Annotated in this window: 27 protein-coding genes; 13 read left to right on the top strand and 14 right to left on the bottom strand. The window is 64.4% G+C overall.

Annotated elements, in window-relative coordinates:
• Window positions 1–17: 17 nt before the first annotated feature.
• The 7 genes from sucD to V7E26_RS15035 form a co-directional block, all read right to left on the bottom strand.
• A complete protein-coding gene (gene sucD / locus V7E26_RS15065; protein WP_324417317.1) occupies window positions 18–902 on the bottom strand; it encodes a succinate--CoA ligase subunit alpha in 885 nt (294 codons plus the stop codon).
• Between the two features lie 38 nt (window positions 903–940).
• Window positions 941–1417 (bottom strand): DUF1579 family protein, encoded by a 477-nt coding sequence (locus tag V7E26_RS15060; RefSeq protein ID WP_324417315.1) that lies wholly within the window; start codon window positions 1415–1417, stop codon window positions 941–943.
• 2 nt (window positions 1418–1419) lie between these two features.
• Window positions 1420–2619, bottom strand: coding sequence for an ADP-forming succinate--CoA ligase subunit beta (gene sucC, locus V7E26_RS15055; protein WP_324417313.1), 1200 nt, complete (start codon window positions 2617–2619; stop codon window positions 1420–1422).
• Window positions 2620–2751: 132 nt separating this feature from the next.
• The gene (gene mdh / locus V7E26_RS15050) at window positions 2752–3720 is read right to left on the bottom strand and encodes a malate dehydrogenase (protein WP_324417311.1); all 969 of its coding nucleotides are present in this window, start codon (window positions 3718–3720) and stop codon (window positions 2752–2754) included.
• 237 nt (window positions 3721–3957) lie between these two features.
• A complete protein-coding gene (gene zapE, locus V7E26_RS15045; RefSeq protein WP_324417309.1) occupies window positions 3958–5142 on the bottom strand; it encodes a cell division protein ZapE in 1185 nt (394 codons plus the stop codon).
• Between the two features lie 118 nt (window positions 5143–5260).
• Window positions 5261–5797, bottom strand: coding sequence for an RNA 2',3'-cyclic phosphodiesterase (thpR, locus tag V7E26_RS15040; protein WP_324417307.1), 537 nt, complete (start codon window positions 5795–5797; stop codon window positions 5261–5263).
• 178 nt (window positions 5798–5975) lie between these two features.
• On the bottom strand, window positions 5976–6680 hold the full coding sequence (locus V7E26_RS15035) for an arylesterase (protein ID WP_442893404.1): 705 nt from the start codon (window positions 6678–6680) through the stop codon (window positions 5976–5978).
• On the opposite strand from V7E26_RS15035, the gene V7E26_RS15030 reads away from it, so the two are divergent.
• From V7E26_RS15030 to V7E26_RS15015, 4 genes are all read left to right on the top strand, one after another.
• Entirely contained in the window at window positions 6679–7392 is a 714-nt protein-coding gene (locus V7E26_RS15030; protein ID WP_324417303.1) for an ABC transporter ATP-binding protein, read from the top strand. The genes V7E26_RS15035 and V7E26_RS15030 overlap by 2 nt on opposite strands.
• Entirely contained in the window at window positions 7389–9959 is a 2571-nt protein-coding gene (locus V7E26_RS15025; protein ID WP_324417301.1) for an ABC transporter permease, read from the top strand. Before V7E26_RS15030 ends, V7E26_RS15025 begins: the two co-directional genes overlap by 4 nt.
• A gap of 244 nt (window positions 9960–10203) precedes the next feature.
• On the top strand, window positions 10204–10995 hold the full coding sequence (locus tag V7E26_RS15020; protein WP_324417299.1) for a Bax inhibitor-1/YccA family protein: 792 nt from the start codon (window positions 10204–10206) through the stop codon (window positions 10993–10995).
• 84 nt (window positions 10996–11079) lie between these two features.
• Window positions 11080–11613 (top strand): GNAT family N-acetyltransferase, encoded by a 534-nt coding sequence (locus V7E26_RS15015; protein WP_324417297.1) that lies wholly within the window; start codon window positions 11080–11082, stop codon window positions 11611–11613.
• A 108-nt stretch (window positions 11614–11721) separates the two neighbouring features.
• On the opposite strand, the gene V7E26_RS15010 is transcribed toward V7E26_RS15015, so the two are convergent.
• The 3 genes from V7E26_RS15010 to acnA form a co-directional block, all read right to left on the bottom strand.
• Window positions 11722–12093, bottom strand: a complete 372-nt coding sequence (locus V7E26_RS15010) for a DUF2794 domain-containing protein (RefSeq protein ID WP_324417295.1) — start codon at window positions 12091–12093, stop codon at window positions 11722–11724.
• 454 nt (window positions 12094–12547) lie between these two features.
• Window positions 12548–13327, bottom strand: a complete 780-nt coding sequence (locus V7E26_RS15005; protein ID WP_324417293.1) for a DUF1223 domain-containing protein — start codon at window positions 13325–13327, stop codon at window positions 12548–12550.
• 221 nt (window positions 13328–13548) lie between these two features.
• On the bottom strand, window positions 13549–16269 hold the full coding sequence (gene acnA, locus V7E26_RS15000) for an aconitate hydratase AcnA (RefSeq protein WP_324417291.1): 2721 nt from the start codon (window positions 16267–16269) through the stop codon (window positions 13549–13551).
• A gap of 223 nt (window positions 16270–16492) precedes the next feature.
• On the opposite strand from acnA, the gene ccmA reads away from it, so the two are divergent.
• From ccmA to V7E26_RS14970, 6 genes are all read left to right on the top strand, one after another.
• Complete coding sequence (gene ccmA, locus V7E26_RS14995) at window positions 16493–17095, top strand: heme ABC exporter ATP-binding protein CcmA (protein ID WP_324417289.1); 603 nt, start codon at window positions 16493–16495, stop codon at window positions 17093–17095.
• On the top strand, window positions 17092–17760 hold the full coding sequence (gene ccmB / locus V7E26_RS14990) for a heme exporter protein CcmB (RefSeq protein ID WP_324417287.1): 669 nt from the start codon (window positions 17092–17094) through the stop codon (window positions 17758–17760). The genes ccmA and ccmB overlap by 4 nt, the downstream gene beginning before the upstream one ends.
• 93 nt (window positions 17761–17853) lie before the next feature.
• Complete coding sequence (locus V7E26_RS14985; RefSeq protein WP_324417285.1) at window positions 17854–18585, top strand: heme ABC transporter permease; 732 nt, start codon at window positions 17854–17856, stop codon at window positions 18583–18585.
• A 2-nt stretch (window positions 18586–18587) separates the two neighbouring features.
• Entirely contained in the window at window positions 18588–18767 is a 180-nt protein-coding gene (gene ccmD / locus V7E26_RS14980) for a heme exporter protein CcmD (RefSeq protein WP_324417283.1), read from the top strand.
• Window positions 18764–19360: a DsbE family thiol:disulfide interchange protein gene (locus tag V7E26_RS14975; protein WP_324417281.1), complete on the top strand. Its 597-nt coding sequence runs from the start codon at window positions 18764–18766 to the stop codon at window positions 19358–19360. The genes ccmD and V7E26_RS14975 overlap by 4 nt, the downstream gene beginning before the upstream one ends.
• A gap of 151 nt (window positions 19361–19511) precedes the next feature.
• Window positions 19512–19871 carry a ComEA family DNA-binding protein gene (locus V7E26_RS14970; protein ID WP_324417279.1) on the top strand — a complete coding sequence of 120 codons (360 nt, stop codon included), beginning with the start codon at window positions 19512–19514 and terminating at the stop codon, window positions 19869–19871.
• 58 nt (window positions 19872–19929) lie between these two features.
• Here V7E26_RS14970 and V7E26_RS14965 read toward each other — a convergent pair whose 3' ends face one another.
• On the bottom strand, window positions 19930–20532 hold the full coding sequence (locus V7E26_RS14965) for a septation protein A (RefSeq protein ID WP_324417276.1): 603 nt from the start codon (window positions 20530–20532) through the stop codon (window positions 19930–19932).
• Between the two features lie 16 nt (window positions 20533–20548).
• Window positions 20549–21496 carry a signal recognition particle-docking protein FtsY gene (ftsY, locus tag V7E26_RS14960; RefSeq protein WP_324417274.1) on the bottom strand — a complete coding sequence of 316 codons (948 nt, stop codon included), beginning with the start codon at window positions 21494–21496 and terminating at the stop codon, window positions 20549–20551.
• 178 nt (window positions 21497–21674) lie between these two features.
• Between ftsY and V7E26_RS14955 the strand changes: the two genes are divergently transcribed.
• Window positions 21675–22346, top strand: coding sequence for an RluA family pseudouridine synthase (locus V7E26_RS14955; RefSeq protein ID WP_324417347.1), 672 nt, complete (start codon window positions 21675–21677; stop codon window positions 22344–22346).
• 166 nt (window positions 22347–22512) lie between these two features.
• Here V7E26_RS14955 and mtaB read toward each other — a convergent pair whose 3' ends face one another.
• Both mtaB and dapF read right to left on the bottom strand, forming a co-directional pair.
• Window positions 22513–23778 carry a tRNA (N(6)-L-threonylcarbamoyladenosine(37)-C(2))-methylthiotransferase MtaB gene (gene mtaB / locus V7E26_RS14950; RefSeq protein WP_324417272.1) on the bottom strand — a complete coding sequence of 422 codons (1266 nt, stop codon included), beginning with the start codon at window positions 23776–23778 and terminating at the stop codon, window positions 22513–22515.
• Between the two features lie 5 nt (window positions 23779–23783).
• Window positions 23784–24656 carry a diaminopimelate epimerase gene (gene dapF / locus V7E26_RS14945; protein ID WP_324417270.1) on the bottom strand — a complete coding sequence of 291 codons (873 nt, stop codon included), beginning with the start codon at window positions 24654–24656 and terminating at the stop codon, window positions 23784–23786.
• A gap of 193 nt (window positions 24657–24849) precedes the next feature.
• Between dapF and V7E26_RS14940 the strand changes: the two genes are divergently transcribed.
• Both V7E26_RS14940 and V7E26_RS14935 read left to right on the top strand, forming a co-directional pair.
• Window positions 24850–25566: a GyrI-like domain-containing protein gene (locus tag V7E26_RS14940; protein ID WP_324417268.1), complete on the top strand. Its 717-nt coding sequence runs from the start codon at window positions 24850–24852 to the stop codon at window positions 25564–25566.
• Window positions 25567–25571: 5 nt separating this feature from the next.
• Window positions 25572–25836 (top strand): SIMPL domain-containing protein (locus V7E26_RS14935; RefSeq protein WP_324417266.1); only part of this gene is annotated, 265 nt, incomplete at its 3' end.

The raw sequence follows: 25836 nt of genomic DNA, 5'->3' as shown, positions 1-25836 counted from the left end.
AAGAACCAAAAAATGAATTAAGATTTCAATTTTTCGGCAAGCGTATGTCCGAGCCGTGCCGGGGACGGCGAGACGGCGATTCCGGCGGCTTCCATGGCCGCGGTCTTGGATCCGGCGTCGCCCTTGCCGCCGGAGATGATCGCGCCGGCATGGCCCATGCGGCGGCCGGGAGGGGCGGTGACGCCGGCGATGAAGCCGACCATCGGCTTCTTGCGGCCGCGCCTGGCCTCGTCCTTGATGAACTGGGCGGCGTCCTCTTCGGCCGAGCCGCCGATTTCGCCGATCATGATGATCGAGGTGGTGTTGTCGTCCTTGAGGAACATCTCGAGCACGTCGATGAACTCGGTGCCCTTGACCGGGTCGCCGCCGATGCCGACCGCGGTGGTCTGGCCGAGGCCTTCCTGCGTGGTCTGGAACACGGCTTCATAGGTCAACGTGCCGGAGCGGGAAACGATCCCGACGCTGCCCGGCTTGAAGATGTTGGCCGGCATGATGCCGATCTTGCATTCGCCCGCGGTCATCACGCCCGGGCAGTTCGGCCCGATCAGGCGCGACTTCGATCCGCTCAACGATCTCTTGACGCGGACCATGTCGAGCACCGGGATGCCCTCGGTGATGCAGACGATCAGCGGGATCTCCGCATCGATCGCTTCGCAGATCGCATCCGCCGCGCCCGGCGGCGGCACGTAGATCACACTGGCGTCGGCGCCGGTCTTCTCGCGCGCCTCGCGAACGGTGTCGAACACCGGCAGGCCGAGATGCTGGGAGCCGCCTTTTCCGGGCGAGGTGCCGCCGACCATCCTGGTGCCGTAAGCGATTGCGGCTTCCGAGTGGAACGTTCCGTTCTTACCGGTAAAACCCTGGCAGATGACTTTGGTATTCTTGTCGATCAGAACGGACATGGTTGATGACGCTTTCGTAAGTGATCGGGAACGATGGGTTAGAGAATGCGCCGGTAAACGCCGGTGAGCACGTCGGCCCATCCTTCGGCATCGGGCGAGAACTGGATCTTCATGGTGTAGTTGTCGTTGTCGACGACTTCATAGACATGGCGGGCGTTGCCGCGCAGCGAGCCGCGCACCAGTGTCAGCTTGTTGCCGACCCAGGCGCCGGAGGCCGGCGACGGCGGGTAGTAGCCGAGCGAATCGTGCCAGAACAATTTGTAGGTCCGGTCTTCGCGGTCGTAGGTGAACACGCCGTGGGTCGCGAAGCTCTCCTTGCCGTCGCGCATCTGGCGGGTGTCCTGGATCAGGTAGAAGCCGTTGAGATCCACGCGCGCGACCACATGCGAGGTTGCCGGACCGCCGGCGTTCCATCGCGACGGATAGACCATTTCCTCGCCGGCCCATTCACCCGCGAAAGCCGCGAGCTTGCGGTGTTCGTCCAGCGGTGTCGGTGCGGCGAGATGGTCAGCCATCGCTAGCCTCCCTTGACGGCTTTCACGATCTTCTGTGCGGCGTCGTCGAGATTGTCGGCCGGCACCACGTTGAGGCCGGATTCGCGGATGATCTGCTTGCCGGCATCGACATTGGTGCCTTCGAGCCGAACCACCAGCGGCACCTTGAGGCCGACCTGCTTCACCGCGGCCACCACGCCCTCGGCGATGACGTCGCACTTCATGATGCCGCCGAAGATGTTGACGAGGATGCCCTTCACGTTGGGATCGGCGGTGATGATCTTGAAGGCCGCCGCGACTTTTTCCACACTGGCGCCGCCGCCGACGTCGAGGAAGTTCGCGGGCTCCATGCCGTAGAGCTTGATGATGTCCATCGTCGCCATGGCGAGGCCGGCGCCGTTGACCATGCAGCCGATGGTGCCGTCGAGGGTCACGTAGTTGAGGTCGTATTTGGACGCCTCGACTTCCTTGGCGTCCTCCTCGGTCAAATCGCGCAACGACACCGCGATCTCGGGGTGGCGGAACAGCGCGTTGTCGTCGAACGATACCTTGGCATCGAGCACCCGCAACTGGCCCTGCTTGGTGACGACGAGCGGATTGATCTCCAGCATCGCCATGTCCTTGCCGGTGAAGGCCGCGTAGAGCTGCGCCACCAGCTTCTCGGCTTGCCGGGCGAGATCGCCGGTGAGATTGAGCGCCTTGGCCACCGTGCGGCCGTGATGGCCCATGATGCCGGTTGCCGGATCGACCGAGAAGGTCACGATCTTCTCGGGCGTGTTGTGCGCGACTTCCTCGATATTGACGCCGCCTTCGGTCGAAACCACAAACGACACTTTCGAAGTTTCGCGGTCGACCAGGATCGAGAGGTAGAACTCCTTGTCGATGTCGGAGCCTTCCTCGATGTAGAGGCGGTTGACCTGCTTGCCGGCCGGGCCGGTCTGCACTGTCACGAGGGTTGCGCCCAGCATCTGCTTGGCGAACTCGTTGACTTCCGCTACCGACTTGGCGATGCGGACGCCGCCCTTGTCGCCGGCTGAGGCTTCCTTGAACTTGCCCTTGCCGCGGCCGCCGGCGTGGATCTGGCTCTTCACCACCCAGACCGGACCGGGAAGCTGCTTGGCGGCAGCGTCCGAATCCGAGGCCTTCAGCACCGCCACGCCACGCGAAATCGGCACGCCGAATTCGTGCAGCAGAGCCTTGGCCTGGTATTCATGGATATTCATCTGGACGCTCCCCAAAACCCTTCGCGGCGAGTTCTACAGTTCACCGGCATTGGTAGTTGGCATACCATATACCAATATAACTGCAACCCTGAAAGCATTTTCGCCCCACGAGGGGGCGAAAGCTAAGCAAAATCAACGGCCGAGAAGATCGGGCGCGATCTTTTTGCAGGCATCGACCAATCCCTGGACCGCACCGACCGACTTGTCGAAGGCTTCGCGATCCTTGCCGGCCAGCTCGATCTCGACGACGCGCTCGACACCCCTCGAGCCGATCACGACGGGAACACCGACATACATGTCCTTCACATTGTATTCGCCGTTGAGATAGGCGGCGCAGGGCAGCACGCGCTTCTTGTCCTTCAGGTAGCTCTCGGCCATCGCAATGGCGGAAGCCGCCGGCGCATAGAAGGCGGAACCGGTCTTCAGCAGGTTGACGATCTCGGCGCCGCCGTTGCGGGTGCGGTCGACGATCTCGTCGATGCGGGCCTGCGAGGTCCAGCCCATCTTGACGAGGTCGGGCAGCGGAATGCCGGCAACGGTGGAATAGCGCGTCAGCGGCACCATGGTGTCGCCGTGGCCCCCCAGCACGAAGGCGGTGACGTCCTCGACCGAGACGTTGAATTCATCGGCCAGGAAGTAGCGGAAGCGCGCGGAGTCCAGCACCCCGGCCATGCCGACCACCTTCTTGTGCGGCATGCCCGAAGCCTTCTGCAGCGCCCAGACCATCGCATCCAGCGGGTTGGTGATGCAGATGACAAAGGAATCGGGGGCGTATTTCTTGATGCCGGCGCCGACCTGCTCCATGACCTTGAGGTTGATGCTCAGGAGGTCATCGCGGCTCATGCCGGGCTTGCGCGGCACGCCGGCGGTGACGATGCAGACCTTGGCGCCGTCGAGCGCCTCGTAGGAATTGGCGCCGGTGAGGTTGGAGTCGAAGCCGTCGACCGGGGAGGACTGGGCGATGTCGAGCGCTTTACCCTGGGGGACGCCCTCGGCGATGTCGAACATCACGACGTCGCCGAGCTCCTTCAGGCCGATGAGGTGAGCCAGCGTTCCGCCGATCTGACCGGAGCCAATCAAGGCAATCTTGTCGCGCGCCATGGGAAATTTGTCCTTCTGAGCCGAAGCGTGTGAGGGTGAATTGTCAGTCGGAAGGCTGGTTATCCCTTTCGATTGGCCGGTTCAAGACGGACTATGCCCAATTGTAAGGCCTAGCCTTGATTTCGGTCAGGTACTCTTCAAGCACCGTCATTCCGGGATGGTGCGCCAGCACCAGACCCGGAATCTCGAGATTCCGGGTTCGATGCTACGCATCGCCCCGGAATGACGGCTTCGCCGTCAGGTCTCCACCAACCCCGTGCTCGACCCGCTGGCCGCGGAATCCTTCCGGCCATGCGGCAGCGCCAGGTAGGACTCCGAGCTCATCTCGATCAGGCGCGAGGCGGTCCGCTTGAACTCCATCGCCTCGATCCCCTCGGTCGCCAGGTACAGCGACACCGGATCGGCCTCGGCCGACGCCATCAGCTTCACGGCGTTATCGTAGAGCGTGTCGATCAGCGAGATGAAGCGCTTGGCGGCGTTGCGCTCAGGATAATCCATCACCGGAATGCGGTCGATCAGGATGGTGTGATAGTCATGTGCCAGCCGCAGATAGTCGGATGCGGCGAGCGGCCTTTCGCAGATATCGGCAAAGGAAAACCGCGCGACGCCATGCGCCGAGCAGGGCACGCGCAGGACGCGGCCCTTGATCGAGATGTCGCGCGGCTTGCAGGGCGAGTTGCCCGTCATCTTGCGCCAGGCGCGGTCGAGCGCGGCGCCGGCTTCGTCATCCGGCGGCACCAGCCACATCTTCACGCCTGCGAGTTTTTCCAGCCGGAAATCGGTGCGCGCATCGAGCCGCAGCACGTCCATGCGGCCCTCGATCTGCGCAATGAAGGGCAGGAACAGCGCGCGGTTGAGACCGCCCTTGTAGAGATCCTCGGGCGCGACATTCGACGTCGCCACGACCACGGTGCCGAGCTCGAACAGTTTCGAGAACAGCCGGCCCAGGATCATGGCGTCGGCAATATCGGTGACGTGAAACTCGTCGAAACATAACAGCCACGCCTCGTCGAAGATGGCGTTCGCCGTCAGTTCGATCACGTCGCCGTCGGCGATTTCGCCGCGCGCGATGTTCTGGCGATAGCCGTAGATCTTCTCATGCGCCTCGGCCATGAATTCATGGAAATGGGCGCGGCGCTTGTGCTGGACCGGCGAGTGCTGAAAGAACAGATCCATCAGCATGGTCTTGCCGCGGCCGACCTCGCCATGGACGTAGAGCCCGTTCGGCGGCGTATCGCTCTTGTCGCCAAAGAGGCGGCCGAGCAGGCTCAGCTTGCGTGCCGGCTTGTAGCTGGAAAGCCGCCCTTCAAGCGCTGAAAATGCCTCGGCGGCGTCCGCCTGCGCGGGATCGGCATCGATCGCTCCGGAGGAAACCAGAGCCTGATACTGCGCGCGGAACGAGGTGGGGTCAGTCGACAGCATGGCCCCCTTTCGGCCTCAGCGCGCCGAAAATTGCAAGCGGCTAATTGGTCTGGACCTATGCAAAGCACGACGCGCCCTGCCCGGTTGGGAGGGGGTGCCCGCTACGCCGCAACTCCTTTCACGCGCTCAGCGCGTAGGAATCCTCGACCACGTAGGGGCCGCCGCCGGTGGAGGCGCGGGACGAGAACAGCACGAAGCGCGAGGCCATGAACGTGCGGCTCGGGAAATAGCCGCGCACCGAGAGATAATCGGCAACGTCCTGGCTGGAGGCATCGTGCAGCCGCGCCAGCGTCACATGCGGGGTGAATTTGCGGCCCTCGGGATCGAGCCCGAGCCTTTGCAACAGCCGCTCGAGTTCGGCCTGAAGCTCGATCAGCGGCCGGCTCGGCTCGACGGAAGCGACCACCGCGCGCGGTTTCCTGCCGCCAAAGCTTTGCAGGCCCTGCACCTTGACCTCGAACGGCTTGCGGTTGATCCGAAACAGCATCGAGGCGATTTCATTCGCCGACATGCCGTCGATGTCGCCGATGAAGCGCAAGGTGACGTGATAATTTTCGGGATCGATCCAGCGTGCGCCCGGAAGGCCGCCACGCAAATTGGAAAGGCTCTGGCCGATCTCGGCCGGAATTTCCAGTCCAGCAAACAAACGCGGCATCGCAAAATCCTCGATGCAGAGGCGCAAACCCGAAGGGCTTGCGCCTGGAAGCAGCCCGGCGACGAATCACCGATCGCTCAATTCCTACCTGACTTATATGACCCTGCGAAGCACGCGGGGCGAGCAGTCCGAAAAGCTATGGGAAAACCTTTGGGTAACCTCCTCCGTTGCCGCTTTTTCAACTCCGCTGCCCGGAGATCGTGCCAATAAATGCCTCCACCATGGGCAGAATGTTCTTCACGATGATATCGACGCCCTCGGCGGTCGGATGGATTCCGTCGGCCTGGTTCAGTTTTGCATCGGCCGCGACCCCTTCCAGAAAGAACGGGTAGAGCGGAACGCCGAAGGATTTTGCGAGCTCCGGATAGATCGCGTTGAAGCGCGCGGCGTAGTCGCTGCCGTAATTCGGCGGCGCCAGCATGCCGCACAGGAGAACCGCGATATTGCGCGCCTTCAGCCGCGTCAGGATATCGCTCAGGGCTGTGCGGGTAACGGCGGGGTCGATCCCGCGAAGCGCGTCGTTGGCGCCGAGTTCGACAATCACGGCCTCGGTTCCCTCCGGCACCGACCAGTCCAGCCGGTCGCGGCCGCCCGAGGTGGTATCGCCGGACACCCCGGCATTGATCATGTCGACCTTTATCCCCTTGTCAGCCAACGCTTTTTGCAGACGGGCGGGGAACGCCGCCGAGCCCTGCAGACCGAGCCCGGCGCTCAACGAATCGCCCAACACGACCATTTTTAATGGCTTGGCCGGTACGGCAGCCGGCGTCTGAGCCAAGGCCAGGCTGGCCGTCATCAAAGCCATAATCAACACGGGTATGTGCGCAAACATTCGTTTCAAGCCCTCGACCCGAGCGGCGGAAGTGCCATATGACCGAGCCATGGACAGTCGCATCGAATCCTCTTCCCTGACCGGCCTCCAGCCGGACACCATTTCCATCTCCAACGTCAACCTCTCGCTCGGCTCGGGCGCTGCCCGCGTTCATATCCTGAAGGATATCAGCCTTCGTGTGGCATCGGGCGAAGCGATCGGGCTGATCGGACCATCAGGCTCGGGCAAATCGACCCTGCTGATGGTGATGGCGGGGCTGGAACGTCCTGACAGCGGAGAAGTGGTGGTCAACGGCACGCCGTTCAATGCCCTCGACGAGGATGGGCTGGCGCGCTTCCGCGGCCGCCAGGTCGGCATCGTGTTCCAGTCGTTTCATTTGATTCCGACCATGACGGCGCTGGAGAACGTCGCGGTGCCGCTGGAGCTTGCCGGCAATCCCGACGCGGCGGAGCGCGCGGCAAAGGAGCTTGCCTCCGTAGGCCTCGGCGAGCGCCTGCACCATTATCCGACGCAATTGTCCGGCGGCGAGCAGCAGCGCGTGGCGCTTGCCCGCGCGCTGGCGCCCGACCCCGCCATTCTCGTCGCGGACGAGCCGACCGGCAATCTCGACGAGACCACCGGCAGGCAGATCGTTGACATGCTCTTCACCAAGCACGCCGAGCGCGGCATGACGCTGGTGCTGGTGACGCATGACAGCTCGCTCGCACAGCGCTGCGACCGCGTGGTGCGGCTGCGCTCGGGCCGCATCGACGGAGTTTCATGACCGCCATTTCCGAACCGGTTTACCGCAGCCGCGCCTCGTCGCTTGCGCTCCGTTACGCGCTGCGCGAATTGCGCGGCGGCCTGCGCGGCTTCTACGTCTTCATCGCCTGCATCGCGCTTGGCGTGATGGCGATTGCCGGCGTCGGTTCGGTCGCCGCCAGCCTCAGCGAGGGCCTCGAACGCGAGGGCCGCACATTGCTCGGCGGCGACGTCGCGTTCTCGCTGATCCAGCGCGAAGCCAGGCCGGAGGAGATCGCCTTCCTGCGCACACGCGGCCAGGTCTCAGTCGCAGCAACGTTGCGCGTGATGGCGCGCAGCCCGGACGGCAAGCTGGCGCTGGTCGAACTCAAGGCGGTGGACGACAACTACCCGATGCTCGGGGAAGTCACGCTCGATCCCAAAATGCCCATGACGGATGTGCTGGCCGAGCGTGACGGCGCGTTCGGCGCCGCGGTCGATTCCACGCTGCTGGCGCGGCTTGATCTGAAAATCGGGGACCGCATCACGATCGGCAATGCCACGATCCAGATCCGCAGCGTGGTCAACGCCGAGCCGGACAAGCTCGCCGGCAATGTCGGACTGGGGCCGCGGGTCCTGGTCAGCGAAGCCAGCCTGCGCGCCACCGGACTGCTGCAACCCGGCAGCCTGGTGCGCTGGATCTACCGGCTCAAGCTGCCGGACAACGCCGCCGACGAGCGCGCCGCCGCCCAGTTGATCGAGAACGCGCGCAGCGCCTTGCCGGAAGCCGGCTGGGAGATCCGCAGCCGCAGCAACGCCTCGCCGCAGCTCGAACGCAGCATCAACCGTTTCACCCAGTTCCTGACGCTGGTCGGCCTCGCCGCGCTGCTGGTCGGCGGCGTCGGCGTCGCCAATGCGGTCAAGAGTCACATCGATCGGCGACGCGACGTGATCGCCTCGTTCAAGGCGCTCGGCGCCACCGGCCGCGACGTCTTCACGATCTACCTGACGCAGGTGATCGTGCTGGCCGGCATCGGCTCGGTGATCGGGCTCGCCGCCGGCGCCGCCCTGCCCTTCGCCATCGTCGGCGCATTCGGCAAGCTGCTGCCGCTGCCGGTGATCCCGGCTTTGCATGCGGATGAACTGGCGCTGTCCTTCATCTATGGCCTGCTCACCGCGCTGGCGTTCGGATTGTGGCCGCTCGGCCGGGTCCATGACGTGCCGGTCGCGGCGCTGTTCCGCGAAGAGGTCGCGCGCGAATGGCACCGCCCGCGCTGGAGCTACCTTGTGCTGATGGCGGTGGTGATCGCACTCCTGGTCGCGGTCGCGATCGGCCTTGCCTACGACAAGCGGGTCGCCGCGATCTTCGTCGTCTCCTCGATCGCGGTGTTCGCCCTGCTCCGCGCCGTCGCCGCCGGCCTGATGGCGCTGGCACGGCGGATGCCGCGCAGCCGCATCACCATGCTGCGGCTGGCGATCGCCAACATCTACCGTCCCGGCGCACTGACGCCTTCGGTCGTGATGTCGCTCGGACTCGGGCTCGCGGTGCTCGTCACGATTACCCAGATCGACGGCAACCTGCGCCGGCAGTTCCTCGCCGCGCTGCCGGACCGGGCGCCCTCCTTCTATTTCATCGACATCCCGACCGCCGATGCCGACCGCTTCGGCGCTTTCCTGAAGCAGGTCGCGCCGCAATCGACCGTCGAGGACGTGCCGATGCTGCGCGGGCGCATCGTCGCCGCCCGTGGCCTCAAGGCCGACCGGCTCAATCCGTCGCAGGATTCCGAATGGGTGCTGCAGAGCGACCGCGGCCTGACCTATACTGGCGAGATTCCCAAGGGTTCCAAGATCGTCGAGGGCGAATGGTGGAGCGCGGACTATAGCGGTCCGCCGCTGGTCTCGATGGAAAAGAAGATCGCCGACGGACTGAAGCTGAAGATCGGCGACGAGATCGTGGTCAATGTGCTCGGCCGCGATATCCCGGCCAGGATCAGCAATCTGCGCAACATCGACTGGCAGGGGCTCGGCATCAATTTCGTGCTGGTGTTCTCGCCCAACGCCTTCAAGGGCGCGCCGCACACCCATGTCGCGACCCTGTCCGAGGCCCACGCGGACCCCTCAGGCGACGCCCGCATCATCAAGCAGGTGGCGGACGCCTTCCCGATGGTGACCAGTGTGCGGGTACGCGAGGCACTGGAAACCGTCGGCACTGTCATTACCAACCTCGTGCTCGCCATCCGCGGCGCCAGCGCGGTGACGCTGATCTCGGCGATACTGGTGCTCGGCGGCGCGCTGGCGGCCGGCCACCGTCACCGAGTCTACGACGCCGTCATCCTGAAGACGCTTGGCGCAACCCGGGCACGTCTGCTCGGCGCCTACGCGCTGGAATACCTGCTGATCGGCCTCGCCACGGCGGTGTTCGGCGTGATCGCAGGCTCAATCGCCGCCTGGCTGATCGTCACCCGCCTGATGACGCTGAGTTTCATCTGGCAGGCCGGCAGCGCGGCGGGCGTGGTCGCCGCCGCCCTGCTCGTCACGGTGGGGCTCGGACTCGCCGGCACGTTGCTGGCGCTGAACCAGAAGCCGGCGAGCGTGTTGCGGAATTTGTGACAATTTGTAGCGGCGAAAAGCAGGGTTAACCCTGCCTTTACCGCTGAAATGGCACCGGAAGCGACATTCAGCCGCGCGTGGAAGCTTGCGCCGAATGTGTTAGTTTCCCACATACCAGCCAAGATCAGTGGCCGGGTTCATGACGTAAAATTAACGTCGGCAGATCAGGACATCTGAGCTAAGAAATCTAACCGACGCCGCAAAACCCTTTGCGCTCCGCCGGGCAACCAACGGGAATTCGACCATGTCGGACCTAGACCGTAACTACGTATCTCCTTTCGGCCGGGCCGCCGGACGCGTTGACGCCGCGGCCGTCGATGCCGGTCTGCGCGCCTACATGCTGCGCATCTACAACTACATGAGCATCGGCCTGGCCATCACCGGCCTTGCGGCGCTCGGCGTCTACATGGCCGCGGTGACCACCGACCAGGCCGGCGCCGTCGCCAAGTTCGGCAACGCCTACCTGACACAGTTCGGCTATGCGATGTTCGTCAGCCCGCTGAAGTGGCTGTTCATCCTCGCGCCGCTCGTCATGGTGTTCGCGATCTCGGCCGGCATCAACCGGCTGCGGCCGGCGACCGCCCAGATGCTGTTCTGGGTGTTCTCCGCGTTGATGGGCATTTCGCTGTCGTCGATCTTCCTGGTGTACACGCACACCTCGATTGTGCGGGTGTTCTTCATCACCGCGGCGACCTTCGGCGCGCTGAGCCTTTACGGCTACACCACCAAGCGTGACATGAGCGGCATGGGTTCGTTCCTGTTCATGGGCCTGATCGGCGTCATCATCGCGAGCCTGGTCAACCTGTTCCTGGCGAGCTCGATGCTGCAGTTCATCGTCTCGGTGGTCGGCGTGCTGGTGTTCGCGGGCCTCACCGCCTGGGATACCCAGCGGCTGAAGAACGACTACATCTACGGCTACGCCTCCCAGGGTGGCGAGATCGCGGAAAAGGCGGCAATCACCGGTGCCCTGTCGCTGTACCTGAACTTCATCAACCTGTTCACGCTGCTCCTGCAGCTCCTCGGCCAGCGCGACTAAGCGCCACCGACCAGGTTCTCAAGTTGAAGCCCCGGCCTTGCGCCGGGGCTTTTCTTTTGCCCGCCGCAAAAATACTCTGCACCCATGTCCACGCCCGAAATCCGGCCCGCCACCGAGGCCGACCTCCCCGCCATCACCGAAATCTACGAGCACGCGGTGCGCTACGGCACCGCGACGTTCGAGCTGACCCCGCCCGATCTCGCCGAGATGACCCGGCGGTTCAGGGCGCTGTCGGACGGCTGCTTTCCCTATTTCGTCGCCGCCGTCGACGGCGAGGTGATCGGCTACGCCTATGCGGGGCCGTTTCGCCCGCGGCCGGCCTACCGCTTCACGGTTGAGAATTCGGTCTATCTGCGGCCCGCCATTCACCGCCGCGGCATCGGTTTTCAGCTCATGCAGCGGCTGATCGCCGCGTGCGAGGCGCGCGGCTACCGGCAGATGATCGCGGTGATCGGCGATTCCGCCAACGCCGGTTCGATCGGCGTTCACGGCAAATGCGGTTTCCAGATGATCGGAACCCATCCCAATGTCGGGCTCAAATTCGGCCGCTGGCTCGATACCGTTATGATGCAGCTAGCGCTCGGAGAAGGCGCCACGACGGTGCCGGGGGATACGTGAATTCAAAGAATTCGTAGCCCGGATGGAGCGCAGCGCGATCCGGGAAACTGTATCCGCTTGAGCGACCGTCCCGGATTTCGCTTTCGCTCCATCCGGGCTACAAGGCCCTCACACCACCGCCAGCTTGCGGTCGATCACCAGCAGCACGCGCTCGAGCTCGTGGCCGCGGCGCAGGATCAGTCCGGTCGCCGAGATCACGCTGTACATGCCCTGCTTGCGCGCCAGCCGCGGGTCCTTCTCGATGCGGTAGAGCGGAACCTCGGAAGCGCGCCGGAATACCGAAAACACCGCGCGGTCTTTCATGAAGTCGATGGCGTAGTCGCGCCATTCGCCATCGGCGACCATGCGCCCATACAGATTGAGGATACGGTTGAGTTCGAGACGGTTGAAGGTGACGCGATTCGGCGCTGGAACCGCAGTGGCGGGGCGCGCCACTGCGCGGCCCTCGCTCGGATCGGTGTCCTCCGATATCAAATTCATGGGGCGCCTCCTGTCATCCAACCGACATGATCGCGCTAACCCGAGGTGGCCGCAAGGGGGGTGCAAATACGAGGGAGACCGGCCGGGGGAACCGGAATTGCCGGAAATTTCGATTCACGGGATCGTTAGCGGAATCTTATTGCTGCCCCACTTCTGCCAACCGCCCGCCCCGCTGAGTTGCGAAAAGATAACCCTGCGTTGGCCCGGTCCTTTCGGTTCCGGATTCCTCAGCCCCCAGCCCCCCGGGGCCGTCGGGATCGGGCCTGTTCGCAGAGGGAGTTAATCCCGATACTGGGCCAACGAAAGTTGGTCCTTTTTCGTTTATGGCTTCTTTCGTTTGTGGCTTTGGCTTGCGACCTGGGCTTGCGGTCTGGCCGGTCCCAGACGGCATTTGGCGCGGCGGGACCACGCGCGCCGCAACCGGCATCCGTTCAGCAAATCCCCAGATGTGGAGCTACTGGCGCAGTTCGGTGATCGCAGCGCCGAGCATCGCGCCGGGCTTTTCGCGATTGCCGTCCTGGACGTAGACCACCGCGGCGTCGACGCCCTCGCGCGAAATGCTATCGAGCGGAATGGTCCAGCTTCCCGCTCCGCCGTTCCAGTCACCGACCTTCACGAGATTGCGCACCACATTGTAGTAGGTGAGATCGCGGCCGCGGTTCTCGCCGCGCCCGATCGAAATCGGCACCGCGCGCGAAACCGAGCAGAGCCACACTTCGCCGCGGCCAGTCGCCGGCGCCTTGCTCGCCTCGACCGACACGTTGAGCTGCTTGTCCGATAATTTCATCGTCACCGGCACCGACATCACGCCTTCGGTGTTGCTCGTGCTCTTGATGGCGCCGTCGATGGCGGCGCGATCGCTGCCGATCACCTGCGCCGAACCGTTGATGATCATCTGCGGCGTGTAGAGGTTACGATCGCCGCGCACATGCGAATAGGCTTTCTGGCGCGCACTGAAACGGGAGTCCGCCAGCGTGTCCTTCCAGCCGAGATAATCCCAATAGTCGATCGGCATGCTGAGCGCGATCACCGACGGATCCTTGGCGAGTTCGCCGACGATCCGGTCAGCCGGCGGACATGACGAGCAGCCTTGCGAGGTGAACAGTTCGACCACGGCGCGCGGATCGGCATGGGCCGGGCGAATGACGGCAATGATCGCGCAGACTCCGAGTGCACCGGCACCGAGCGTACCTGACCATCGCGACAGGCAGTTGTAAGCCATCACCGCGGGCATCTTGCGAACCCGTCGTAGCGTCCATCCGTAATGGTACGGGGCATAATCGATCTCCTGAACAGCGTGCCCCAAACACGCGAAAGCGGCCTTGTCATAGGCCGCCTTCTCCCTGGTCGCCACTCACTTCGAAGTGAGACACTGATCACAAATCCGCGTTTCAAAGCGTTTTCAAGCGAAGTAGTTACCGGTTCGCATGAAGAAAACGCGTCAAAGAGAGAACTCTATGCCGCCAGTTTGCGCAGCACATAATGCAGAATGCCGCCATTCCGGTAGTAATCGAGCTCGTCGAGGGTATCGATGCGGCACAGCAACGGCACGCGCTGCAGCGAGCCGTCGTTCGAGACGATCTCGGCCGTCAGGGTCTGGCGCGGCTTCAGGTCGCCCTGCAGGCCCCGGATCGTCACCTTCTCGTCGCCCTTCAGCCCCAGCGAGCTCCACGACGTGCCGTCCTCGAAGGTGAGCGGCAACACACCCATGCCGACCAGGTTGGAGCGATGGATACGCTCGAAGCTCTGGCAGATCACGGCGCGGACTCCGAGCAGGCGGGTGCCTTTCGCGGCCCAGTCGCGCGACGAGCCGTTGCCGTATTCGGCGCCGGCGAACACCACCAGCGGCACGTTCTCCTGCTGGTACTTCATCGCGGCGTCGTAGATCGACATCTCTTCGCCGTCCGGCCAGTGCTTGGTGAGGCCACCCTCCGGAATGTTGCCGTCGGCGCCCTTCAGCATGAAGTTCTTGATGCGGATGTTGGCGAAGGTGCCGCGCATCATGATTTCATGGTTGCCGCGCCGCGTGCCGTACTGGTTGAAGTCGGCGGGACGCACCTGGTGCTCGCTGAGGAATCTTCCGGCCGGCGAGGTCAGCTTGATCGAGCCGGCAGGCGAGATGTGGTCGGTGGTGATCTTGTCGCCGAACATCGCCAGGATCCGCGCATCGACGACGTCGGTGACCGGATCGGGCTGTTTCTTCATGCCTTCGAAGTAAGGCGGATTCTGCACATAGGTCGAGCTCATGTTCCAGCGGTAGGTCTCGCTCGCGACCGTCTTGATCTTGCGCCAGTTGGTGTCGCCCTTGAACACGTCGGCGTAACGCTTCTTGAAGATCGTCGCGGTGACGTACTTCTTCATAAAGGCGTTGATCTCCTTCGTGGTCGGCCAGATGTCCTTCAGGTAGACCGGCTTGCCGTCCTTGCCGGTGCCGATCGGCTCGGCCGCGAGATCCTTGGTCACGGTGCCGGCCAGCGCGTAGGCCACGACCAGCGGCGGCGAGGCCAGATAGTTCGCCTGCACGTCCGGCGAGACGCGCCCCTCGAAGTTGCGGTTGCCGGACAGCACGGCCGCGGCGACGATGCCGTTGTCGTTGACCGACTTCGAAATCTCTTCCGGCAGCGGACCCGAATTGCCGATGCAGGTGGTGCAGCCGAAGCCGACCAGGTTGAAGCCGACCTTGTCGAGATCCTTCTGCAGGCCGGAATTGGAGAGATATTCCGCAACGACCTGGCTTCCGGGTGCGAGCGAGGTCTTCACCCACGGTTTGGCGGTCAGGCCCTTGGCGGCGGCATTGCGCGCGAGCAGGCCGGCGCCGATCAGGACGCTCGGGTTCGAGGTGTTGGTGCAGGAGGTGATCGCGGCGATCACCACGTCGCCATGGCCGAGATCGAAATCGCGGCCCTCGACCGCATAGCGGTTCGACCCGCCCTCGGGCTTCTTGTACTCGCCGGCGAGCGCGGTCGCAAAACCATCGGCAACCGCGGGCAGCGCGATGCGGCCTTCGGGACGCTTCGGGCCGGCCATCGACGGCACGACGTCCTTGAGGTCGAGCGTCAGCGTTTCCGTGAACACGGGATCGGCGGACTTCGCCGTGCGGAACAGGCCCTGCGCCTTGGCGTAGGCCGACACCAGTGCGACGCGATCGTTCTTGCGGCCGGACGTCTTGAGATAATCGATGGTCGCGGCATCGACCGGGAAGAAGCCGCAAGTCGCGCCATATTCCGGCGCCATGTTGCCGATGGTCGCCTTGTCCGCGACCGAGAGATAATCGAGGCCGGGGCCGAAGAATTCGACGAACTTGCCGACCACGCCCTGCTTGCGCAGCATCTGCGTGACCGTCAGCACGAGGTCGGTCGCGGTGACGCCTTCCTTGAGCTGGCCCTTGAGCTTGAAGCCGACCACTTCCGGCAGCAGCATCGACAGCGGCTGGCCGAGCATGCAGGCTTCCGCCTCGATGCCGCCGACGCCCCAGCCGAGCACGGCGAGGCCGTTGACCATCGTGGTGTGCGAGTCGGTGCCGACGAGCGAGTCCGGGTAGGCGACCTCGAAGGTGCCGGTCTTCTTGCCGACCGTCATCTTCTCCTTCTTCGTCCACACCGTCTGCGCGAGATATTCGAGATTGACCTGGTGGCAGATGCCGGTGCCGGGCGGCACCACCGAGAAGTTCGAAAACGCCTTCTGGCCCCACTTCAGGAATTCGTAGCGTTCCTGGTTCTGCTTGTATTCCTCGACGACGTTCTTGCCGAACGCCTTGTTGTCACCGAAGAAGTTGACGATGACGGAGTGGTCGATGACGAGATCGACCGGCACCAGCGGATTGATCTTCTCGGCATCGCCGCCGAGCTTCTGCATCGCGTTGCGCATCGCGGCGAGATCGACCACCGCCGGCACGCCGGTGAAATCCTGCATCAGCACACGCGCGGGGCGGAATGCGATTTCATGCTCGAGCTTGCGCTTGCGCAGCCATTTCGAGACCGCGACGATGTCCTCTTTCTTGACCGTGCGGCCGTCCTCGTTGCGCAGCAGGTTTTCCAGCAGCACCTTCATCGAGTAGGGCAGCCTGGAAATCCCCTTCAGACCGTTCTTCTCGGCGGCGGGCAGGCTGTAATACACGTAGGTCTTGGCGCCGACCTTGAGGGTTTTGCGGCATTTGAAGCTGTCGAGCGAGGTCATTGTCAGGAATCCCAAATTCTAGTTATACCCGGCAGGGTACTTGAACACCTTCAGCGAGGCTTGGCCTGATGGCTTGCAGCCGCCGGTCGTGTGCTGCATCAAGTTCCGGGCTTATAGAATCTTTCTAGAAGCGCCGCCACACCGACAAACGTGCTGCAGCAATGCGGTACCCACAAATTCTGACGCGGTAGCCATCAATTTCAGAGGGCTGTGACGACCTAAAATGCGGCTCTCGGGACGCCAAATCGACTGTATCAGGGGCGGCCGCGGCGTGTTCGCCGGCCTCGATTTCCAGGCCTCGTCCGGCGAGGTGCTGGCCGTGGTCGGGCCGAACGGCTCGGGCAAGACCTCGCTGCTGCGCCTGCTGGCGGGTCTTCTGGTGCCGGCGGGCGGCTCGGTCGTGCTGGAAGGCGGCGACGCCGAACTGACCTTGCCGGAGCAGGCCCACTATCTCGGCCATCGCGACGCGCTGAAACCTGCCCTGAGCGTGCATGAAAACCTCTCCTTCTGGCGAGATTTTCTTGGCGGGAAGGCCGGCGATGTCGGCCAGTGCCTTGCCGCCGTCGGACTAGCCCATGCCACAAACCTGCCGGCGGCCTACCTCTCGGCCGGCCAGCGGCGGCGGCTTTCGATTGCGCGCCTTCTGGTGGTGCGGCGGCCGGTCTGGCTGCTGGACGAGCCGACCTCGGCGCTCGATACCGCCGGCCAGGAGCTGTTCGTGGGGGTCATGCGCGAGCATATCGGCGGCGGCGGCATCATCGTGGCGGCAACGCACACCCCGCTCGGGATCGAAGCGCGGGAACTGCGGATGGGGCGCCCGTCATGACCGCCCTCGCCGCACTGATTCGCCGGGACATCAGAATCGCGCTCCGTGTCGGTGGCGGGGCGCTGATCGGGGTGCTGTTCTTCCTCACCGTCACCGTGCTGATGCCGTTCGCGATCGGCCCGGACCTGCCGCTGCTGGCGCGGCTCGGCCCGGCGATCCTGTGGCTCGGCGCCCTGCTCGCCAGCCTGCTTACGCTCGACCGCCTGTTCACGGCCGATCATGAGGACGGATCGCTCGACCTGATCGTGATGGGGCGAATGCCGCTGGAACTGGCCTGCGCCGCCAAGGCGCTGGCGCACTGGCTGGCTGCCGGCGTGCCGCTGATCGTGGCAACGCCCGCGCTCGGCCTGTTGCTCAACCTCGACGCCGCGGCGACGTCGGCGGTGGCCTTGACACTATTAGTGGGAACGCCGGCGCTGACGTTCACCGGCATGATCGGGGCTGCGCTCGCCGTGACACTACACCGCGGCGGCCTGCTGCTGGCCGTGCTGGTGCTGCCGCTCTCGATCCCGGTGCTGATCTTCGGGGTTGCGGCATCGCAGGCGGCCATCTCCGGCCCGCTGTCGTTTGGAACGCCGTTTTCGATCCTTTGCGCGTTGTCGCTGGTCAGCCTCGTGGTCGGGCCGTTTGCCGCCGCGGCCAGCCTGCGGCACGGCCTGGACTGACGATGACTTGACGCCGATCAACTCTCGCGGAAGGCGTTGTGAAACAAACCGAGCCGCATTGCCTGCCCCGCCGTTGACGACTATCAGGATGCCATGACGCTGATCGATCTCGCCAATCCCTCGAAATTCCTGTCGCTGGCGGCGCGCGCGCTGCCGTGGCTGGCGGGCGCGACCGCGATCCTGCTGCTGATCGGCCTGTATCAGGTGGCGACGGCGCCCGACGACTACCAGCAGGGCGCCACCGTCAAGATCATGTTCATTCATGTGCCGAACGCGTGGCTGTCGATGTTCGTCTGGGGCGTCATGAGCATCGCGGCGCTGGGCACGCTGGTGTGGCGGCATCCGCTGGCCGATGTCGCGGCCAAGACGGCGGCGCCGATCGGCGCGGCCTTCACCTTTCTCGCGCTGGTCACGGGATCGCTGTGGGGCCGGCCGATGTGGGGCACCTATTGGGAATGGGATGCGCGGCTGACCTCGGTGCTGATCCTGTTCCTGATGTATCTCGGCCTGATGGCGTTGTGGCGCTCGGTCGATGATCCGTCGCGGGCGGCGCGCGCCGCCGCAGTGCTGACGCTGGTCGGCGCGATCAACCTGCCGATCATCAAATTCTCGGTCGATTGGTGGAACACGCTGCACCAGCCCGCATCGGTGATGCGGATGGGCGGCCCTTCGCTCGACAGCGCATTCCTGATTCCGTTGCTGGTGATGGCGATCGGCTTCTCGCTGTTGTTCGTGACGTTGCACGTGGCGGCGATGCGCAACGAGATCCTGCGACGGCGCGTGCGCAGCCTGCAGATGATGCAAGCCAGCCAGCAGGCGGCGTGAGCATGGCGCTCGGACCCTATGCTTCGTTTATCGTGACGTCCTACGCGCTGGTGGCGGCGACCGTATTGCTGCTCATCGTGTGGATCGCCATCGATTACCGCAACCAGAAGGAACGCCTGCGCGAGCTCGAGGCCTCCGGCGTGACCCGGCGCTCCGGCCGCCAGGCGACGGACATCCGATGAGCGCGCCCGCAAAGACGGATGGCACGCCGGCCAGCCGGCGCTGGCTGGTCGCGCTGCCGCTGTTCGGCTTCCTGGCCGTCGCCGCCCTGTTCCTGCTGCGGCTTTACGGCGGCGATCCCTCAAGAATTCCCTCGGCCCTGATCGGCCGCCCGGCGCCGCAAACCACGCTGCCGGCGCTGGACGGCCTCCTCCATAACGGCGGGCAAGTCCCCGGGCTCGACTCCGCTACGTTCAAGGGCAAGGTCTCCGTCGTCAATGTCTGGGCATCCTGGTGCGTGCCCTGTCATGACGAAGCGCCGCTGTTGACCGCGCTCGCCAGGGATACGCGGCTGCAGATCGTCGGCATCAACTACAAGGATTCGCCCGACAACGCCCGCCGCTTCCTCGGCCGCTACGGCAATCCGTTCGCCGCCGTCGGCGTCGACAGCAACGGCCGGGCCTCGATCGAATGGGGCGTCTACGGCGTGCCCGAAACCTTCGTGGTCGGCCGCGACGGCACCATCCGTTACAAGCTGGTCGGGCCGGTAACGCCGGCCAATCTCGACAGCGTGCTCAAGGTCGAGATCGAGAAGGCGCTGCGCGCGGGAAGCTGATCTCGCCCCTCATCCCGGGAGAGAAACGTTCCTCGCCATGGGAGAAAATATTCCTCCGCTTTTATCTGCCGTTCATTTTACAGCCATGGCGCCGCCACGAATCCGCAGCTAGCTTTATGGCGTTACTTGAACCGTCCTTGGAGGGACACCCATGCGTCATTTCACGCTCGCTTCTCTTCTCGCAACCGCGCTGACCCTGGGGCTGCTGACGGCAACGCCGTCGATGGCCCAGACCGCGCAGCCCGCGGCAAAATCCGACAGCAAGATGGCTCCCGCGCCGAAGGCCTCGGAATCGAAGATGGCGCCGGCGCCGAAGGCGGAGCTGCTCGACATCAACTCGGCGACCGCCGATCAGCTCGACGCGCTGCCGGGCGTCGGCAAGGCCTATTCGGCAAAGATCATCGCGGGCCGCCCGTACAAGGGCAAGGACGAGCTGGTGCAGAAGAGCATCGTGCCGCAGGCGACCTACGACAAGATCAAGGACAAGATCATCGCCAAGCAGAAAAGCTGAGGCGCTTCTCTCTGACCTCTCCCCGCACGTTGCGTGGAGAGGGAGCTAGCGGCCCGACCTAGCCCTTGCTGACATCCCCGGCTTCCGCCTCGCTCGCCTCGAGCGTGGCGGGCTCCAGATGGTAGCGCTTCATCAGCGGCATCTGGGCGATGGCAAAGATCATCGTGATCGGGACCGCGCCGAATACCTTGAAGTTGACCCAGAAATCGGTCGACTGCGTGCGCCAGACAATTTCGTTCAGGACCGCCATTCCCATAAAGAACAGCGCCCAGCGCATGGTCAGCACCCGCCAGCCTGTCGGCGTCAGGTTGAACATCTGATCGAACACGATCGCGATGAAGGAACGGCCGAACAACAGCCCGCCGCCGAGGATCGCCGCGAACAGGCCGTAGACGATGGTGGGCTTGACCTTGATGAAGGTCTCATCGTGCAGCAGCAGCGTCAGCGAGCCGAACACCAGCACGATCACGGCGGTGACGATCGCCATCACGGGCACATGCCGCACCACGATATAGGAAGCGATCATCGCGGCCACGATCGCCACCATGAAGGCGCCGGTCGCGACGAACAGGTTGAACTTGGCGTTGGCGAAAAAGAATACGATCAGCGGGCCGATCTCGGTCGCAAACTTGAACAGCGGATGCGGCTGTTTCTTGTCCATGTCCAGCTTTCGATTTCTAGTTTTCGATTCCTGCGATCGCCCTGGCGAAATCCCGCGCGGTGAACGGCGCGAGGTCGTCGACGCCTTCGCCGACGCCGATGAAGTGCACCGGCAATTTGAACTTCTCCGCCAGCGCGACCAGGATGCCGCCCCGCGCCGTGCCGTCGAGCTTCGTCATCACCAGACCGGTGACGCCAGCGGTACGATGAAATGCCTCGACTTGCGACAGCGCATTTTGTCCCACCGTGGCATCGAGCACCAGCAGCACCGCATGCGGCGCCGAGGCATCGACCTTCCTGATCACGCGAACGACCTTCTCCAGTTCGTTCATCAGCTCGGCCTTGTTCTGCAGGCGGCCGGCGGTATCGACCAGCAGCACATCGAGCTTCTGCTCCTTCGCCGCGCTCAGCGCATTGAAGGCGAGGCTCGCCGAGTCCGAGCCCTGCGCGCCCGCGATCACCGGCGATCCGGTGCGTTCGCCCCAGACCTTGAGCTGCTCGATCGCGGCGGCGCGGAAGGTGTCGCCGGCCGCCAGCATCACCTTGCGGCCCTCGGCGCTGAATTTCGCGGCGAGCTTGCCGATGGTGGTGGTCTTGCCCGAGCCGTTGACACCGACCACGAGGACCACGAACGGCTTCTGTGCCGCATCGATCGCGAGCGGCTGCGCCACCGGCGCCAGCACCTTCTCGACTTCGCTGGCGACAACCGTCTTCACCTCGTCGGCCGAGATCGCCTTGTCGTAGCGGCCGGCGCCGACCGCATCCGCGATCCTGACCGCAACCGTGGTGCCGAGATCGGCGCGCAGCAGCACATCCTCGATATCGTCGAGCATGGCGCGGTCGAGCTTGCGCTTGGTAACGAGGTCGGCAACGGCCGTGCCGAGCGAACTGGACGTCCGCTTCAGGCCGCTCGAAAGCCGCCGCCACCAGCTCAGCTTGGGGGTTTCGGGAGTGGTATCGTTCATGTCGGGGACGTGTTAGCGGTTTCGCGCCATGAGCGGAAGTCACAACGAACCTATTACCGTTCCCGGATTGTCCTTCGATGTTCCCGGAGCGTCCCGTGATGTCTCCAGGACAGCTTTTGATGTTCCGGGACTGACGGTTGACGAAATCCAGGCCCGCGTGCTCCACCGCGACGGGCTGATGCTCATCATCGACAAACCGGCGGGGCTGCCGGTGCATCGCGGTCCCAAGGGCGGCGCCAATCTGGAGGCGTCTTTCGACGCCCTGCGGTTCGGTCTGCCGCGACCGCCGGTGCTGGCCCACCGGCTCGACAAGGATACCTCGGGCTGCCTCGTGCTCGGGCGCCATCGCAAGGCGACCGCCTCGCTCGGCCTGCTATTCAAGCACGGCAAGGTCGGCAAGACCTATTGGGCGGTGGTCGAGGGCGGGCCCGGCGAGGACGAAGGCACCATCGACATGCCGCTGGGTCGGCTGAACGCCGAGCGTGGCTGGTGGCAGAAGCCGGACCCCGACGGCCAGAAAGCCGTCACCACCTGGAAAGTGCGCGGCCGTGGCGATGGCCTCGCCTGGCTGGCGCTGGAGCCGGTCACAGGCCGCACCCATCAATTGCGCGTGCATACGTCGGCGATGGGCTGGCCGATCGTCGGCGACAACATCTACGGCACGCAGGCAAGTTTACGCCGCCTGCGCAACGAAAAATTCACCCCGCGCTTCGGCGAACCGATCCTCCACCTGCATTCCCGCGAGATCGTGATTCCGATTTCGAAGAACAAGGAGCCGGTGCGCGTGACTGCGCCGGCGCCGGAGCACATGCGGGAGCGATTGAGGAAGTGCGGGTGGAACGGGGAGTAGTCGCGACGCTCGCTTTCTTCCTTCTCCCCTTGTGGGAGAAGGTGGATCGCTGCCGCGCAGCGGCAGCGAGACGGATGAGGGGTCTGTCTCCGCGAGTCGTGCCCGTTGAGAGAACCCCTCATCCGGCGCTTCGCGCCACCTTCTCCCACAAGGGGAGAAGGAAGAACTACACCGTCAACCGCGCGCCGTCATGGCCCTTGATCGCGAACGCCATCACGGCACCGGACTTCTCGCCCGATATCGCCACCGGCAGGAAATGCTCGGTGCGCCCCTGCGTCGCGCTCTCGATCAGCACCTGACGCGTTGAACCAACCTCCGACGCCAGCCGCCTTTGCAGCGCCGCCTCACCTGCGTCCCGCAATCGCTTTGCGCGCTCCCTGATCTCGCCACCCGCGACCTGCGGCATCCGCGCGGCGGGCGTCCCTGGTCGCTTCGAATAGGGAAACACATGCAGGAAGGTGAGATCGCACTCGTCCACGAGCTCCTGCGAACGCGCAAACATGTCTTCGGTCTCGGTCGGAAAGCCTGCGATGATATCGGCACCGAGTGTGATGTTCGGCCGCAGCCGCCGCACCTGCGCGCAGAATTCGATCGCATCCTGCCGCGAGTGCCGCCGCTTCATCCGCTTCAAAATCATGTCGTCGCCGGACTGCAGGGACAGATGCAGATGCGGCATCAGCCGCTCGTCGCTGGCGATGACGTCGAGCAGGTCGCGATCGACCTCGATGGAATCGATCGAGGAAATCCGCAGGCGCTTCAGTTCCGGCACATGCCGCAGGATCTGCTTTGTCAGTTGTCCCAGTTTCGGCGCGCCCGGCAGATCGGCGCCGTAGCTCGTGAGGTCCACGCCGGTCAGCACGATCTCGGCGTGGCCGCGCCCGGCCAGCGTGCGCACCTGCTCGACCACGGCGCCCATCGGCACCGAGCGCGAATTACCGCGTCCGTAGGGAATGATGCAGAAGGTGCAGCGGTGATCGCAGCCGTTCTGCACCTGCACGAAGACGCGCGGCAGGCCGGCCTTGAAACCGTCGAGCAGATGCGGCGCCATCGCCTTCACCGCCATGATATCGGCGACCGCGATCTTCTCGCTGGCCTCGATACCGAAGCCGGCGTCGAACGCAGCGCGCGCCGCGCGCCAGGCCTCGCCGCGCATCTTGTCGTCATTGCCGACGACGCGATCGACCTCGGCCATTCCGGCAAACATTTCTGCCTGCGTCTGCGCCGCACAGCCGGTGACGACGATGCGCAGGTGAGGCCGCTCGCGCTTCAGCCGGCGGATCGATTGCCGCGCCTGCGCCACCGCTTCATTGGTGACCGCGCAACTATTGATGATAACGGTATCGGAAAGTCCGACGCGCTCCGCCTCGCGCGCGATCACCTCGGACTCGAACGCGTTGAGACGGCAGCCAAAGGTAATGACGTCGACGCTCATTATTCTCAGGCGACGCTGGCAAACAGCGCGGGATCGAAGCGGCCCTCATATTCGAAATCGGCGGTGCCGGTCATCAGCACGTGATCGTCGCGCTCGCGCCACTCGATTCCGAGCTTGCCGCCGGGCAACGTGATCTCGACATTGCGGTTGGCGCGCTTCAGGCGGGCCGCGGCGACCGCGGTCGCGCAGGCCGCCGAGCCGCAGGCCCTGGTCAATCCGGCGCCCCGTTCCCAGGTACGGATCGTGATGTGGTCGCGATCGACGATATGGGCGAGCGTGATATTGGCGCGCTCGGGGAAGATCGGATGATTTTCCAGCAGCGGCCCGAAGCGCTCGATATCGTAGGCGTTGACGTCGTCGACCCAGAAGATCGCGTGCGGGTTGCCCATCGAGACCACCGAGGGCGAGTGCAGCACCGGCGCGTCGATCGGCCCGACCTGCAGCTCGATGTAGCGGGTGTCGCGAAACTCTTCCGCGAGCGGAATATCCTGCCAGCCGAACTTCGGCGCGCCCATGTCGACGGTGTAGAGATCGGGCGCCGGGCCCTGCCAGCAGTTCAGCAAGCCGGCGCGGGTCTCGAACGTCACCGAGGTCTGGCCGGTCTCCTCGAACAGGCGGCGCACCACGCAGCGCATGCCGTTGCCGCAGGCGCCGGCTTCCGAGCCGTCATTGTTGTAGATGCGGATGAAGGCCTCGGTGCCCGAGAACCGCGGCGGCTGCAATACCATCAACTGGTCATAGGGAACGCCCGCGGGCGACGCGATCGCGCGCGCATCTTCCGGCGTCACGGCGGCCTTGGAATCGCGCAGGTCAACCACGACGATCTCGTTGCCGATGCCGTTCATCTTGGCAAACGTGTGGTTGGCCAGCGCGCTCATGGAATTTCCCAAATTATGCCTGCCTTATATGGCGAATGATGGCCGATTGCCTAGTGCGCCGGGATAGCAGGGGCATATGACGCATCTGTCATGGGACGAAGGTAGAGCTTGCGTGTTAGGAATGGCTGCGTCCTGGCGGACGTGGGGCGGGACACGCCGCGGCCGCCGTGGGTGGGATGGAGAATACCTGAAAATGAACCTTGTCAGCACTTTCCGGGCCGCGATCGTCGCGCTCCCCATGGTTGTGATCGCGCTTGGCGACACCGTACTGGCGCAATCGCCGGCACCTTCGGCCTCTCCCACCACAAGCCCGTCGGCAACGCCCAGCCCCGCCCCGTCGGCGGTGCCGGTCCCGCCACCGGCCGAAACCAAGTCCCCGGCTGATACCCCCACGGCCGAGAAAGCCCCGGCGCCCACGCCGCCTCCTCCGGCCCCGAGCGTCCAGGCCGCCGATCCCTTCGGCGAGGAGTTCACGCTGCCGCCCAAGAAGGTGGTACAGATGAAGGGCACCGCCAACTGGGATGCAGCGTTCGATACGCTGATCGATTCGTTCAAGGCGCTGACCGCCCTGCTCGACAAGCAGGGCATCAAGGCATCAGGCAATGCGATGATCGTCTACACCTCGACCGACGATACCGGCTTTACCTTCCTGGCGCAGATTCCGGTCGATCAGGACGTCAAGAACCTGACCAAGGACATGACCATGGGCAAGTCGCCCGAGGGCAAGGCGCTGAAGTTCGTCCATCGCGGCTCCTATGACAACATGGACAACACCTATGAGGCGATCACCAACCACCTCGACGACAAGAAGCTCGAAGCCAAAGACACATTCGTCGAGGAATACATCACCGATCCGCTGAAGACGGCGGAGGACAAGCTGGTGATCAACGTCTACGTACCCTTGAGGTGATCGGCATGATGCGCCCGTTCAGCCTTGCGGTTGCCGCAGCGCTCCTGGCCCCGCCCGCGCTGGCCGAGACAACGCCGCCCCCGGCGATTTCCGTGACCGGCGAGGCGAACGTCTCGGTGCCGCCCGATCAGGCCCAGATCGACGCCGGCGTAACCTCGGACGCCAGGACCGCGCGCGAGGCTTCCGACGCCATCAACGCGGCGATGGGCAAGGTGCTGCTGGCGCTGAAGGGCGCCGGCATCGATGAGAAGGACTACCAGACCTCGCGGC

Source organism: Bradyrhizobium sp. (assembly GCF_036735945.1).
Lineage (GTDB): Bacteria > Pseudomonadota > Alphaproteobacteria > Rhizobiales > Xanthobacteraceae > Bradyrhizobium.
Note: the sequence above shows the minus strand (reverse complement) of the source record. Positions and strands in the feature narration are given on the sequence as shown.